This window comes from Moraxella marmotae, from assembly GCF_042219885.1.
Lineage (GTDB): Bacteria > Pseudomonadota > Gammaproteobacteria > Pseudomonadales > Moraxellaceae > Moraxella > Moraxella marmotae.
The window spans coordinates 157,097-172,436 of sequence record NZ_JBHJHR010000004.1; the positions used below are offsets into that span (position 1 = coordinate 157,097).

Annotated in this window: 9 protein-coding genes; 5 read left to right on the forward strand and 4 right to left on the reverse strand. The window is 44.3% G+C overall.

Going from position 1 to position 15,340, the window contains the following annotated elements:
* Window positions 1-10 precede the first annotated feature (10 nt).
* The 5 genes from ACFBZI_RS11475 to ACFBZI_RS11495 all read left to right on the forward strand — a co-directional run bounded on the left by ACFBZI_RS11475 (window position 11) and on the right by ACFBZI_RS11495 (window position 10,104).
* Window positions 11-1,105, forward strand: a complete 1,095-nt coding sequence (locus tag ACFBZI_RS11475) for a hypothetical protein (protein WP_375716506.1) — start codon at window positions 11-13, stop codon at window positions 1,103-1,105.
* Between the two features lie 12 nt (window positions 1,106-1,117).
* Window positions 1,118-1,657, forward strand: coding sequence for a hypothetical protein (locus tag ACFBZI_RS11480; protein ID WP_375716507.1), 540 nt, complete (start codon window positions 1,118-1,120; stop codon window positions 1,655-1,657).
* A 48-nt stretch (window positions 1,658-1,705) separates the two neighbouring features.
* Window positions 1,706-2,650, forward strand: a complete 945-nt coding sequence (locus ACFBZI_RS11485) for a hypothetical protein (protein WP_375716508.1) — start codon at window positions 1,706-1,708, stop codon at window positions 2,648-2,650.
* Window positions 2,650-3,915 (forward strand): hypothetical protein, encoded by a 1,266-nt coding sequence (locus tag ACFBZI_RS11490; RefSeq protein ID WP_375716509.1) that lies wholly within the window; start codon window positions 2,650-2,652, stop codon window positions 3,913-3,915. The genes ACFBZI_RS11485 and ACFBZI_RS11490 overlap by 1 nt, the downstream gene beginning before the upstream one ends.
* Window positions 3,916-4,440: 525 nt before the next feature.
* Window positions 4,441-10,104 (forward strand): DotA/TraY family protein, encoded by a 5,664-nt coding sequence (locus ACFBZI_RS11495; RefSeq protein ID WP_375716510.1) that lies wholly within the window; start codon window positions 4,441-4,443, stop codon window positions 10,102-10,104.
* 63 nt (window positions 10,105-10,167) lie between these two features.
* On the opposite strand, the gene ACFBZI_RS11500 is transcribed toward ACFBZI_RS11495, so the two are convergent.
* From ACFBZI_RS11500 to ACFBZI_RS11515, 4 genes are all read right to left on the reverse strand, one after another.
* Window positions 10,168-11,094 (reverse strand): ParB/RepB/Spo0J family partition protein, encoded by a 927-nt coding sequence (locus ACFBZI_RS11500; protein WP_375716511.1) that lies wholly within the window; start codon window positions 11,092-11,094, stop codon window positions 10,168-10,170.
* Window positions 11,095-11,099: 5 nt separating this feature from the next.
* The gene (locus ACFBZI_RS11505; RefSeq protein ID WP_375716512.1) at window positions 11,100-11,339 is read right to left on the reverse strand and encodes a hypothetical protein; all 240 of its coding nucleotides are present in this window, start codon (window positions 11,337-11,339) and stop codon (window positions 11,100-11,102) included.
* Between the two features lie 50 nt (window positions 11,340-11,389).
* Window positions 11,390-12,241 (reverse strand): ParA family protein, encoded by an 852-nt coding sequence (locus tag ACFBZI_RS11510; protein ID WP_375716513.1) that lies wholly within the window; start codon window positions 12,239-12,241, stop codon window positions 11,390-11,392.
* Between the two features lie 396 nt (window positions 12,242-12,637).
* On the reverse strand, window positions 12,638-15,163 hold the full coding sequence (locus ACFBZI_RS11515) for a type IA DNA topoisomerase (protein WP_375716514.1): 2,526 nt from the start codon (window positions 15,161-15,163) through the stop codon (window positions 12,638-12,640).
* Window positions 15,164-15,340: the final 177 nt, after the last annotated feature.

A 15,340-nucleotide genomic window follows, 5' to 3' on the forward strand; every position in this document is an offset into this window, starting at 1 on the left:
ATCTGATACGATGAGCAGCACTGGTCTTCTTATCGATCTGTCTCAAGAAATTGCTGGTAAAGCTCTGTTTCAAATGCGGTTCATCAGTGAACCTGCAGGCGAGGACGGCTTATCACTAAACCCTAGGCATGACCCCATACTTATCGGGGAAATGGGGTTATGCCCCCATGATTTTAAATCTGTTGTCAAACAGTCCAACACCCACCCTGGCTTGGCACCTGCACTACAAGAGCTAAGCACACCCCGACAGTCCAGTAAAAGCACTTTAAAGCAAAGCAAAGGCATGAATATCCCTGCCCCAAACCCTGCCCAATTGATGGTGTTTTATTTTTACTTGGCTGATGTGCTGGTGTCTAATCTGTCTTCTGCTTTGAGTATTAGAACCGATTATGACCATCTGTCTTATGATGGCGAATCGGTCAAAGCGGTGGGCTTTAACACCGTTATTCGTGCTACTTATGATGCCTTGTTTCGGGATATTACCCAAGCTGTGCAAATCAAACAGGTGAAAGCCAAATACCACCAGCTTTATTTGCCTGCCAATAAGGTGGACATTAAAGTACAAAACCGCCTTGAGGGAACAGATAAAATATCATCTGCCCTACAAGCCCATATGTTTTTAAACCATTACCTGTCGCATTTTATCGCCCAAGCGTTCAACCGCATTAACAAGCACATCAACACCAAAATCATGCAAGAAACGCAAGCGATGTTTACTGAATTGGAATACTTGTGGCGAGATGAAGTGGCAAAAGACGCAGATTTTGTGGCGCCGTTTACTGAAGATGGTGATTTGTTTAAAACCGTTTTAAAAAAATTCAACAAAGACGCCACATTGACCAATGCCGATAGCGATAACTTTTGTTATGCGTTTGCAGGCTTGCCCCTGTTGTCCAAATTTGAAAAACAGGTACTAATCCAGTATGCCCCGCATATCAAATACCATTTATTGGCAACGCAAGCACTACTTAGCCACTGCCAACAGCAAAGCCAAGTATCCGCCCTTGCCAAACAGACTTTAAATGAATTTATCGACACGGTAGAAGAAGAAAAACGCCAGTTCTTTTCATTACAGGCGATTTTGTCACAACTGCCACGATCATAGGAAATCCTAACCATGGTAAAAATCTTAGGTTCAGCCAAGCAAGAAATTGAAGAAAGCGGTGAGCTTATCGCAGTCGCCAACCCACAGACCCGCAGTCTTGACCCTGTGACCACCCACCCTGTCAATAAAAAACAGATTTGTGCTGTGCTGCCGTCTGATGTACAAGTGGTGATTGCCATGAACGACACCGATTACCGCCCAAGCCAAGGGGTGATGACCGAGATTATTTTTGGGGCGGACAGTCCTTGTACGCATATCACCCATGCGGCATTTGAAGACATTCGTAAAATTGTCCGTGCATTGGAGCTGAGCGAAGACAACCTAAAAGAGCTGCTTAACGGCAAAACCCTTGGTGTGGAAAAAACCCTAACCAGTAAGCTGACAATCACCAATAACCATCTGCTGCTCAAAGAGGCAGGTTTTGATGTCTCTGCCCCAAATCCAACACTGGCAGAGAGCCGAGCTGAGGCTGATGCGGCGCGTATTGCTGCCAGTCAAGCTGCCCGTGATTATGATAGCCAAGCCAACGATGCTTTGAGCCATGGTTTTTGATTTTCACCGCACTTTTTTTTGAAATAAACTAACGAACTAGGAATAACGATGACAGAACAGCAAAACCAAGCCACTTTAGAAGAGCCAAAGCTTGCCCCTTATACTTTTGATGAAGTTTTTGGTTCGATTGCCGAAGAACGCACACAACTGTGGCGAATGGTCAGCCCTTATCTGCCAAAATCTGTTGGCAACGCTGGCAAGTGGGTGTTTGAAGACGATGAGCTTGAAGATTTGGCGACTTACCAAAGCGATGATGATGTGCAAAATGCCTTGATGTCGGCGCTAGCCAATCTACAAAAAGCAGGGATTTACCACGAGCACAATTTTGTTATTCGAGAATGGGGCTTGGAGCTGATGGCAGCTTTAAGCCAGCACCGCGGTATTATTGACCAAGAATTGGACTGGCAAACCATGTTAATGCGTATTTGCCGACGCACACGCATTGAAATGTTGCGTTTGACACTGGCTGAGTTGTTTTCTGAGCGTATCGACAATGGCGAAGTCAGCTTTGTAGGCTATGGTAAGAGCATTCCTGAAAGTGTGCAAAAAGAAGTGGACAAAACGGCAGGTCTGCCTGATTTGGTGTTCTTAAAAAGCACTGATTTGCCTGAACACAACCAATGGCTGATGTATCACTGGTTGTGTATTTTTGCCACACAGTTTGAGATGGCAGAGCTACGCCAAGCACTGGTTAAGGTGTGTAACCGCTATTTGAGCTATGATAACCCCATTGCTGGCGTTGGCGAAATGTGGAGCTTGACGGGTGAACCGCTTGAATTTAGCGACAGTTTGGCGTTGTACGATACCTACTTAAAATCAGAGATGATGAAAGGGTATGGTATGGCCAATTTTATGTATGATGCCGATGAGCAAGGCGAATACCAGCCGATCACTGATGAAGAACGCCAGCGGGTTTTGCAAGAGATTAACCTTAAATTCCTTAAGCTGTGCCAAAAATACAAACAGCTGTTTGATGAGCAATTGGTGGCTTGATGGGCGTTGTTTTACCCCCAGATGATGACTTGCCTGTGGTGGACTTGGGTATAAGTGAGCCAAGCGAACCTGAAACGACAGACAAGGCAGAACAAAACGCCTTATATCCCCTGCTGTCGGCATTTTTATGGCTGATGGTACGCATGCGACATGGTGGCTTAAACAAGCACGAGATGGAAGTGCTGAACCGTATTGTCGGCTTAATGAAAGCACAAAACGCTACCCGAGAGAGCTTACAAGACACCATTCACGCCCTTGAAAAACCTGATGTGAATAATGAGCCGTGGTTTCATGAATTGCGTAGCAAGGTGTTAAAACAGGACATCACAGACTATCATGCCATTATGAGCCAGTATTCTTGGCGAAAAAGCTGGCTTGTGACCATTTGCGTGGGCAAAACCGCCAATAATGCACAGATTGCCGAGAGTTGCCAAAGTTTGATTACTCACTTGCTGGGTGATGACTTAGCGACACTGTTCGCCAGTCCATCAAAGCAGTTTGGCGTGTTGAGAGTTACCCGCACACCCCAAAACAGCCATGAACACTTGATTTTAGACCCTGATAAGCTATTTACACAAACGGCTGGCTTATTGGGTTTTTGTAGTTACACCCAACGGCAAACGGACGCACTACCCTACTGTTTGTTGCATTTGGCGTATTATTTGTACTTTGCCCATCGTGGCACAGAACAGCAGGCGGTGGCTGTTATCCCAAGTCTTGACGAAACGCTTGAAGACCCCACTGCCACCATGCAAGAGCTGGCACAAAAGTCAGGGGTGAACATTCCTGAACAGACCACCGATCAGCTTGCCATGCAGGATTGGATTAATGGCAAAAAGCCTGAATTGATTGTTGAAGAAGTGGCAGAAGAAGATTTGCCCTCTCCCCCAACATTTTTACAGAAAATTGAGAGTGGTTTTGCTAAGGTTGCCACTGGGTTTGATGACGCTTTGACTAAGACAGGTTCAAGTATTGAGTCTTATAGTGAGAAAAAAACAGAGGGCCTGCTTACTAAAAAAGTATCTATTGAAGATATGTTTATTGCCACCAAGCGAATTTTTGGGGTATTTTCAAGAAAACCTAAGGTGAGTAAAGATGTGGCAGGTACAGGTATCGTGGATACAGCAGAAGAACCTGTTGTGCAAGTTGTGCCTGAAGAAGAGGTTGAACTGTTGCCTGGCGGCGAAGAAGTACTTGAACGCACGCCGTTGTGTGTTTATACACGCCAGCCCAGTTACTTGACTGCTGTAAGGCGATTTGATTGATCTTGTATTGTTTTGCATGGTTGACAGCCAAGGTTTCGTGCCTTGGCTTTTTTTTTGTGGTTGGCTTTTGCTGGTGGTTGGTGATGACAAATGAACCTTGCCAATATTGCTAATGTAAGATAAAATATATAAATTAGTCTTACTAAAATATGAATAAGGTAACTCATTCACCGTAACCAACTCACCTTAGCAATCTATAATATAAATTGCCAGTTGGATTACTTTTAGGGTTTTGCAACCCAAGACCGTACGGTTAGCCTGTTCCACTGTTCTTAGTGTCTTTCAGACAAGCCACATGGGAACAGCTTCTGGGTTTAATCGGCATTCATTGCCTGCGAAAGCTATCTTGTGCTGTTGCAGGATAAAGGCGTCGTTTTAAACAGGCAAATTTTAACAAAAGGTGAGAATGGAAACAATGAATAGAGCAGCATTATTACTTATCTATGTTTATTATTTTGTAAAGAATGATAAGGAAGTGTGACTGCAGTTTTTAACCCCGATAATCAGCAAATTGGAACATAACTCATGGCTGACAATACTTCTTTTATGTGTCCACATGGCGCAGCGGCGTGTGAGCAAGACAAGGTCATTCAGATACTCCAGTACCTGTTTGACGAGAACTTTATCCGCTCGTTTTACACCGCAGGACAATCCCCTGCTCTTACCCAAATTGATCCTAATGGCAGTATTGTGCCATTGCTGATTAATCAAGTCAGTGTCATTTCTTTGACGGTTGTTTTATTGATTTTGGCATTCTCTATGATTGCCAACATGATTACTTCAACCAACGATGGGGAAATTAAGGGTTTTGCCCGTGGTTCGGGTTCAATCCTTGGCTTGTGGGGGCGTCCTTTATTTTCGGTGTTAATGCTGTTCCCAACCGTCTCTGGCTATCCGCTGGTGGCGGTGTTTTTGATGGCGATTACCCTAAACTCAAACGGGATTGCCAACAAAGCCTATGAGAAATTTGCTGAAAAAGCGGTGTTGGTCTCGCCTGCCATTAACAACATCGATCAAAACCCCGCTTTTGCAGCGGCAAACAACCTGACAGATGCTGCTTTTTATGGTGCTATACAAGGGTATTGTGCCAAAAGTGCCATGCTTATTGTCAATCAGCCATTTCTTAATGAAGTGAGTTTTAAGAGTTTTAATGCCAATCAAAAAGCAGGTTTTGAGATCTACGACAAGGCCAGTAACCAAAAGTCGAGCCCTACTTGTGGTGGTTTAACTTTGGAAATCCCTGATTGGAGTGTGGTAGATGCGATAAATTCAGCAGGGGTTGTTGTTGATACTCCTGTCGGCATGACACCTATAGTGGAACCATGGAATAACTCGTCAAAGGAATATTTTATTCGTAAAGTTTTTGGTGGTCAGTCTGCCTCTGATATGGAGCGTATCGGCGCTACTATCAAGTCTGCACGCAACCTAGCAGCTTTGGCAACTTATCGTGATGCTTTTTATCTGGCTGCTGGTACTGAAGTTGCCTCAAGAATTAAAGACTTGCCCTTTGCAGAACTGACCAACACTTTTGCGTCTGGTGCTGGTTCATTGGGTAAAAACTGGGTAGCCCAGCTATCCGCTCCACCACCAGTAAGCCATGGTTGGCAGGTGCAAATCGGCTCTAGCCCAGACATTTCAAACACCGAGGGTGGAGAAAATGGTGCAGGAACAGGCAGTGCTGGTGGTAATGGTGCCCAAGGTGCATCAGGGGAAGCGGCAAGTCTCGCTGGCTCTGCTGATGCAATTTCTGTGGAAAAAATCATTGCCATTGCTAACAACAACACTGCTCAGTTAAATGCTGAAATTAAAAACTATTTGACTGAAAAAAAGGTTATCAACAACAAGGTCAGCGCCAAAAACCTGCGTGAAATGGAGGAACAGTTCCTTAAAAACGGCTGGCTTGATGCAGGTTTTTCTCGTGCTCGATTAAATTCTGTGCGTAAGGTTGCCGATAAAACAATTTATGCACGGGGCGACTCGTTCCATCTAAACCCACAAGACCCAGACCCTGAGTCAGAATCTATGTTTAATAAGCACCTAGATGGCTTTAAGGGTGTTTATCAAGGCTTGTTAAGAGAGTTTGCTACCATACCAGGTGTAGGCACGGGCGCTGGCAACATCAGCACGCTTTCTATGGCTTCTCAAGCATCAGCCAATGGCGATAAAATCGATGAAAACCGCTTGGTTCCAACGGGATTGCTTTCTCGCATGATTTATGGCACAGAAGAATACGCCATTCAAGGAATCCTAGGGGTGAAAGCTGATGATGGTCAAGGGCTGAATCTAAACCATGAAGAAAGCGGTGATATTTTATTCCGTATCCAAGACAGTGGCGAGATGTTTCTTATTACAGCCACAATGATCTCTGTAATTGAAAAAGCAGCAGTTATTGGTCTGTCTGTTGTTGGTGCGGCGTTAAAAGGGGCTGGAACCAACGCTGGTGTCGCTCTCCTTACTCTTGGCTCGTCTATCGGTGCCTCAGATGTCCTCGTTCAGGCCATTTTCACCTTGTTTACAACAGTTATCGAACCATTTTTGGAAGAAGCGCGTGAGGCTTTCGAGCTTATTGGTTTAATGCTCGGGGTGGTTATCCCTACCATGCCATACTTTTTGCTGACATTGGCTGCGATTGGCTGGATTTTACAAGTCACACAGACGATGTTTGCTATCCCTGTGTTCTTAATCATGCACGCCTTGCAAGGTGATCGTTTTATTGGCTCACAACAACAGGGATATATCACCCTGATTGGCTTGTTCTTTAGACCCATTCTGATTTTGTGTGGTTTTTATTTGGCGTTTGTGTTGTATGAACCCGCTGTTATTTTGTTCACTCAAACATTCTTTAACATCAAACAAACACTTGCAGGTTCTACATCTAGCACCACCATAGGAGAGTTGTTGTCAATCTTAACCACCATGAAAGCGTATTGGTATATCTACAGTTTTACTTTGGTTGCCATTACTTACTTAATTTTTGGTTTGGTGCAAGAGCTTGGCGATAATATCCTAGACTGGCTAGGCACGAACTTGTTGAGAAACTTTGGCAACCTGGACAGCGATCGCATTATGCGTGGTATGGCTGGCACGATTGGAGGCTTGGCACTTGCTGCGAAAAGCCGCCGTAAGGAGGCCATGAGAAACAACAAAGAGCGTAGCCGAGAGATGGAAAAAGCCCGTGATAATAACGGTGGTGGTGAAGATCCTCAGGACGATCAAAACAAAGGCGCTGATACAGGAAAAGGTTCTGCTCTAGGCCTATCTGGAGGGAAAGACGGTAATAAATCCGCCTTGGATACAGAAAAAACGCCAGAAAGCACAGTTGCTGCTGATGAAAAACGGGACGAAACCGATCCTAAGGGTTCTGATGATAAATCACCTCTAGGTGAAGACAATCCTGTTAATGATGGTGGTGATGTCGCACCTCTGGACGGGAACCCGCCAACAACTGCTGACAATCAAGATGAAAAACCTCCAGTTAATGACTTGGAGGGCACAGACGAAGCCCATCAAGACCTTGACGAGCCAGCTAATGATCAGCAAGACAGTGCAACTGGCACTGACCTAAGCCCAGGTCAAGATAATGATCTGACAGACACCAGTGGTGATAGCCATGCGGCAACAGATAGTGATGCAAATTCTGCAGTTACTGGACTGGGCAGTGGGCAAGGCACTGGAGATGCAGGTGGGTCAGATTTAGTGGGAGAAACCCCTAACGCTAATATCTCTGAATCAGCACATAACACGGGCGGCATTGCTGGTGCTACAGCTGGGTTCTTGGTTGGAAGTTCTCTTAGAAACGCTGCTGGTCAAGGTGGTGGCTTTAGAAATGCTAAATTCGCCCCTGTTGCTAAAGCTGGACAAAACCAGGATCCGAAAGCAAAAGGCACTGATATTAAAGCTAAAAATGCTGCAGCTACTGGCACAACAACCAAAGCTGCAAACAACACTACCAAGTTGGGTGGCGCAAGCGGTGCTGATAAGGCACAAGCCAACAAGCTTAAACCTGACGGCAAAGGTTCTGTGACTGCTGCGGGTGGTAACAAAGGCATTAATAAAGGCTTTACTGGCAGTGACAATATCAGCGGTAAAGACAACAAAGCCAATGCTGCTTGGGCAGGCACTTGGACATCTGGAAACACCACTTCTGCCAACGGTGGTGCGTCTAATGTGACAGGCACTGGTGCGCCGATTGACAACACCCCAACAGGTGCTGATGCAGCTGGCAGTGGAACTGTTGCAACAACTGCTGATCAATCTGTGGTTAATGCTGCTGATACCACTAATAGCGGCACGAATGTTGCAGGCTTTGGCGTATCAGACAATCAAAACAATGCGATTGATGCCTCTGTTGCCTTGAATGGCGGTGATAATGCCCCACAAGCGACAAATGGCGAAGCCCCTGCGTCTGTTGCCCAACAGAACGGTGCAACCCCTGCAACAACAGCTGAAACGGCTGCAAATGGTAATAGTGCCACCGTTCAACAAGACCCAGTATCTGCATTTAATACAGCAGATGTGCGGAACACTGATGGAAGTAATCAAGGCTCAGTGACACTTGGCGGCGCTAACCAACCTGCTCCAAAAGCAGATGGTTTCACTGTTACAGGTGCAACAGGTGATACAAAACAACAAGCCACGCCTGTGAGCAATGCTATTTCTGGTGCAAATGATGTCAAATTGACACCAAATAGCCTAGAAAAAGCACAGCGAGCCGCTGATGTTAAGCCTAGTGGTTCAGCCAACATTAACCCAGGTGTGACTGTTGGCCATGTACCAAACACCAACTTGGGTGCAGTACCAAATGCCAACTTGGGTACAAATTCTGCTAGCAACTTAGCGACAGGCACTAACACCCTATCGCAAACTGCAGGAGCGAATAACTTGAACCCATCAAGTCTAACGGCTAATAATGGCGCTCAAAATGTCATTACAAGCCCTGCTGGACAGGTTAACAACAATGCAGTGAGTAACCTAGCTGGCAATCACGGGGCGGGTAATGCTCATGTTGCAAGCGAAATGCACAACAATGGGGCTGGCAACCAACCACAGGCCACCAATGTGAACCTAGGCTCTATCACTGCTCCTAATACAAATCCTGCGTTCACGGTGGGCGGTGCTGCTAATGTTGCCTCTAATGTGGCAGGACCAACAAATAACCACAATGGTCAAGATACTGCTGCTGTGTCAGCAGTCACTGCACAAGGTGCGTTTGCTGGCGGCAATAACAATCAAGCTAATGGTTGGCCATCTGCAGGCGTGGTTAGTGATACCCAAACACCTAACTTTGTCAACTCTGGCAATACGGTAATTGGCACACCTGGTAGTAACGGCTTTACAAGTACTGCCAATTTTGCTGGTGGTAACGATGTGCCTGTGGCTAATGCTCAAACCCAAGCGAGCAACTTGGCTGGTCCAGCACCTGCAAACACCAACCCAGTTGCTGATGCAGGCGGAGCGTTTGTGCAAACTGTCGGAACCAACCAACAGCATCAAAGTCCTATTGCCACCCCAACTGCGACAATAGACATGGGTGGTCCTGCCAACACTGTTAGCACTGTGTCAACCAACCCGACAGGCGTTGTCGCTCCAACAGGCGTGACTGCCAACCTTAATAATGGTAATAACGCTCCTGTTGTTAACCCTGTTAATGTGGCAGCGACACCAACAGCAACAACCCAAGTAACGCCATCGCCACAGGTGCAAAGTGCATCTCGCATCGCACGAGCGGAACAACCTGCACCAAGGGTGATTTCACGTGACCCATCAGGTGGTATGGCTATTGGTACTGCTCCACAGGTGAAAGCAACATCTGAAAATCAAGTGCGTTACCAGACCTCGCAGGGCGTATCGTCATTAGGTAGATTTAACCAAGATGCTGGTTATACTCCTAGTGGTCAAGGAAACAAGCCTCAACCAACAACAACGGTTGAACAACCAACAACCACGCCTGACGGTACATCTTATCAACAAGGTGGTCGGTCTTATAACGATACGAGCTACACCACCCTCAACACGGGGAAAAATCCTGAAGTTGTGATCAGTGGCTCTTATCAAGATAACTCTACTGCAATTGATGACTCTCGTCTAGAAAAAACAGTTGAGGAAGAGCATGAGCGCTCAGCGACAACCACCAAGGTTGAGCCAAAAACCAGCGATAGCACTTTTGATCCAAAACCAAAAGATGACTAATCGTTAATTGGCAACAAAAAAAAGCAGCTCAAATTTGGGCTGCTTTTTTTTTGGTGGTAAAAATCACGAATTGAGTAATTCTTCTAAGAAGTCAAACAAGCGTTTTTGTTTATCATCTGATAACGACTCATTGGATAGCTCAACAGTGAGTTTTTTAGCGTCTTGCTTGATTTTGCCCATGGTTTGACCACCAACACTGATGGTGCGCTTTAATAGCGTAGATTTTGCCAAGCGTGTTTGTGGGGCGATTTCTGTTTCTTCAGGCGATTCTAGCAAGTCTTTAACAAAATCAGGCAGTGCTGATTCGGTCAAGCGGTTTTCTCGCATTTCATCAAAGCCTTTGAGTGCTGCATCAACAAAAGCGTCTTCGTCCACACCTTTGGCAATGGTAGCCAAACGGTCTGCTTGCGCACAAGAAAACAAATCAGGGGTATCTTCCAAGATAGAGATAATCACCCTTGGCAACTTTTCAAAAGACAGTAAGCGGTAGAGCTTTTGCCGTGTTACCCCGATTGCTTTGGCATACTCTTTACGGTTTGGGAAGTCTTTTTCAAACAAAGACACCGCCTTGGCAATCTCGTAATCTGTCAAATCTTGACGGCTTAAGTTCTCAGCCAATGCCATCAGTGCATTTTGTTGGTCATTGATTTTTATCACCACACAGCTGATGGTTTTTTTATTGAGCATTTGGTGAGCACGGTAACGGCGTTCGCCTGCAACAATGTGATACTGGTCCATACCTGGCACTTTACGCACCGTAATGGGCGAAATCAACCCAGCGTCTTGGATAGAGTCCGCCAATTTTAACAGCTCACTTTCATCAAAGCGTTTGCGTGGCTGTGCTGGATTTGGCTTGATTTTATCCAAAGAGATTTGCATTAACTCTGTTGTGTCTTTATCCAGTAACTGATCAACACCCTTTTCTGCAGATTGTTGAGCTTGAATGTTTGCTGTCATTCTTTCTTTTAAAGCCTGGGCATTAAAACTCATAATTATCACTCCTTTATTTTATGTTCGATGTTTGATGCTTTTAATAAATTGGCAATGCTTTGTACTTGTTCTGTTGGCATAAGGTGGCTGTCGATCTCAACCCAACCTTTTAAATCATCTTTGACATGGCTGTGGTAATTTAACCGATATATTTCAAGTTGTTTAGAGCCATACAAAAAAGAAAATTTAATCACTAGGTTTTTCTTGCGTTTATCAATGGCAAAATGCACGATATTGGCAACCACCTTGCTTTCCAACTCTTTAAAAAAGTCATTGCGTTTGATCAGTAAATTCATCACTCACCGCCTGCGTCCTCATCTGTATCATCAGCATCAGTTTCGGCATCTTTGGTAACAGCAAAACCAATCTCAGCAGCCACCCACAAACCCAATTTTCTAAATGCTCGAGCTACTTTAGAAGTTGGGTCCAGTTTGCGAATACTGGTCTGCATTGCTGTGGTTTGCTCCATTTTGGTGCTGGTAGGAATGTCGATAGGAATGATTTTTTCAAAAGTTTCTTGTACCACTTCTTTCATGGTGCGACAAACATTGGTGCGTGAGTCATGGTGCAAAAGCAAAACACCTAACATATTAAGCTCAGGATTCACTTCACGAATTTCACCAATGTATTGTTGTAGCGTTGTTGTGCCACTCAAGCCATACTGAGAACCGCTAAACACAGGGATAATGTAATCAGTGGCACAGCCCAAAGCATTGGCAGTGAGAATGCCCAGGTGTGGTGGTGTATCAATCAAGATGACATCAAAAACACCAACTGCAGGAGCCAGTACTTTTTTTAAAGCCTCAAAAGGGCGAGCTTGAAAACGGTCTTTGATTTTTTCACCATCAACGGTTAAAGATAGAGACGATGGTAATAATGCCACGCCGTCAAAACGGGTCTCAAATTGGATAACTTCCATGATATTATCTGTTTCTTTGAGCAGTAGGTCACGAACAGATAGTGGGTTGAGAGACGAATGTTGCTTGCCGATATGATCGCTACTGTTTGCTTGTGGGTCCAAATCCACAACAAGCACAGACAAGCCAAGATGAGCCAATTCTGCGGCCAAATGAACAACAGTTGTTGTTTTGCCACAACCGCCTTTATGATTGGTCAGTGCGATAATGCGAGTTTGTTTTTTAGACATTTGGTTTCTTCCTTTTTTATGTGTCCATATTTGGACACTTAGTAAAAATTCATCAATTTCGGTTTTTATGTGTCCATATTTGGACACTTTTCATTCCCAAATTGTACGATACATCAATTTTCTTGTCTGACATAATACGCTATATATTCGATATTTTCAAGTGTTAAAACAAAAAATATCGCTAAAATTGCATTTTTATTGTCCGATAGGATAAAAATCTTGTACGATACACGCACTACCCTATCGATTAAAATAACGAAAGTGTCCAAATATGGACAGATGGTTTTTTATGGTTTGCTTGCTTGATTTGTCAATTCAATTTCCAATGTGTCCAAATATGGACACGCAAAAAAAGCAGCTCTAAAAATAGAACTGCTTTTACGGACTTGATGGCACTTATATGCCACCGTAAGTGTCTTCTCGGATTTGCTCCGCTGTGAACTGGGTGTATTTTTTATAACCATCTGCATTGAAAGAACATCTTTTATCTTCAGACGGGTAAATACCAGAACAATGGATTTTCCATTCGCTCTCATCTTTATTGGCATTAAGCACCCGCAAGGCACCACCACAATCAGGACAAGCGTATTTTGGTGTTTGTTTATCGTCTTTGAGAATATTTTTGTAGGTTTCTCCCCAGTACTCAAAGTTTGGTTCAGAATCATCTTTTGGAAGATAGTAACGAGCACAACAGTTTTTGCACTTCCAAAACTTATCACCATTTTTTGGTTCTACAAGGTACAAAGAATGCTCATTGCAGATAGGGCAAACTTTTGCTTTATTGCCAGCTTTGACAAACTTGTCGAAGTAATAATCTCGCCACCACTTCTCGGTTTTTTCTGAAAAATCAGGCACACCATTATTATCGTCTGCAAGCTTCTCGCATCTCTCTTTGGGCTTGTTACTATTACTGCAAGCCCAAAAGTACGAATTGGGATCGTCTTTTTTGTTTCTCTTCCACATTGCACTGCCACAATTAGGACAAGGGTGTTTTGGTGTGCCGTCCTCGTTTAAAAACGGCGCCAGTGCCATCGTAAAGCTGTAAGGACCTTTCTCAGTGATGGCATAGGCTTCTTGGCAAGCTTGGCAACGCAAGTACTCTTTTGCTTTGCCTTTCTTATCCTTGTACTGGTAACGAATCAAAGTGCCGTCACAATCTTGTTTTTGGCATTTATATACACCCTCCAGCGGTGGCATACTCTTAAGGTTATTGTTGTTCTTATCCACTTCTGCAAAAAATGGACGAAGCACATCTTCTTTGCTGATTTCATTGCAAGCAATTTGATCCAACTCTTTTTCCATTTTGCTGGTAAAATCATGTTGCATGATTGAATAGGTTTTTTCGGTATTTTCCACCAAAAGGTTGGCATTGGGGGTTGGTGCGATTTTTCGGTCCTTTTCTTCAGTGATATAACCATGCTCTTTGATTTTTTCATAGACCGTTGAATAAGTCGATGGGCGGCCAATGCCTGTGTCGTCAAGCTTTTTATTTAAGCTGGCTTGGGTGTAGCGTGGTGGTGGCGTGGTTTCCTTGCTCTCAATCTCACAGCTTTCAACCTTGACCGTCTGCCCTGTGCTAAACTCAGGAATAGGCGTTGATTCCAATTCTTTATCATCATCGTCATCAATAGATTCATCGGCAGTGCTGTCAAAGTAACCAGAAAACCCTGGATCTGTTACCTTATTAGCAACAGCTTTAAACACAAAAGTCTTGCCAGTGTCATCCTGCACATGGAATGTCGCCGTATCCTTGATAAACTGCTTATCAATAAGCTGACTGACAATCGCACGAGATTTAATCATTTCATACAGTGCCTTATGATCACCCTCGAGCGGCGGTTCATGATCTAAAAAGGTGGGTAGGATTGCCTCGTGTGCTTCTTGAGCATTCTTTTTATTAGAATAAGAACGCTTGGTTGGGCTAACAGGCCAGCTCTCTTTAAGACAGTATGCTTTGATCATCTCGAACTTTTCATCGGAGATATTGGCGTTGTCTGTACGGGGATAGGTGATATAACCGTCTTGATAAAGCGACTGAGCAATCTCATCAATCTTTTTACCACTCAATTTCAGCTTACGCATAGCAGCTTGTTGCAAGGTACTGGTGATAAACGGCGGTCTAGGGCTGCTGTGTGCTTCTTTTTGCTCTCTTTGCTGGAACATCAAGCCATTACTTTCCACCAGTGTTTTTAGCGCTTTTACGGCGTTCTCATCTGTCCAGATTAATTTTGTGCCTGTACGGTGCGCAACTTCCACACCCAGCTCAGACGCTTTTAAGTCCAAAGTGGCGAACCATGGCGTCTCACCAGTTATGCCGTCTTTAGAAATGGCTTTGACATTAAAATAAGGTTGAGCTGTAAAATTGACAATCTCCCGCTCGCGCTCAACGACAAACAGCACCGCTTGCGACTGCACACGGCCAACAGGCATTTTACGCCCTGTGCGACTACTAACAGCGTCTGTACACTCCCAGCCAACATAACGGTCAAGAATACGGCGAGCTTCTTGGGCATTCACCAAGTGGGTGTCAATCTTACCATCTGCACCATTTTGAATGGCGTTTTTAATGGCAGTTTCGGTAATCTCATGAAAGGTTGCCCGATTAGAATTTGCATCGGTTAATCCCAGTTCTTCTTTTAAAGACTGGGCGATTGCCTCTCCCTCACGGTCAGGGTCAGCAGCCAATATCACATGACCAAATGTGCCTTTGTTGATGACATTTTTTACCTTGTTTACCCACTCTTGATTAGAAGCGGATTTTTCATATTCAATTTGCAAGGTATCTTTATTAAACCCCAAATTCTTTTTGGTCATGTTGCGGATATGCCCACCACATGAGATAACCTTATAGTCGTCCCCTAAGATATTGCCAATCGTTTTGGCTTTTTTTGAGCTTTCAACGATCACTAATGTTTTGGACATTGATTTTCTCCCCGTGTCCAAATATGGACACTTTTTGGTTTTGTTATTGAGTGTCCAAATATGGACACATTGGTTTGAAAAGTAAGTTTGGTTTTGATGATGGATTTTAAATTTGCAGTGTGTCCAAATATGGACACTTTTGCCGAGCAACTAAAATCAAAACTATAAATCTTTAAT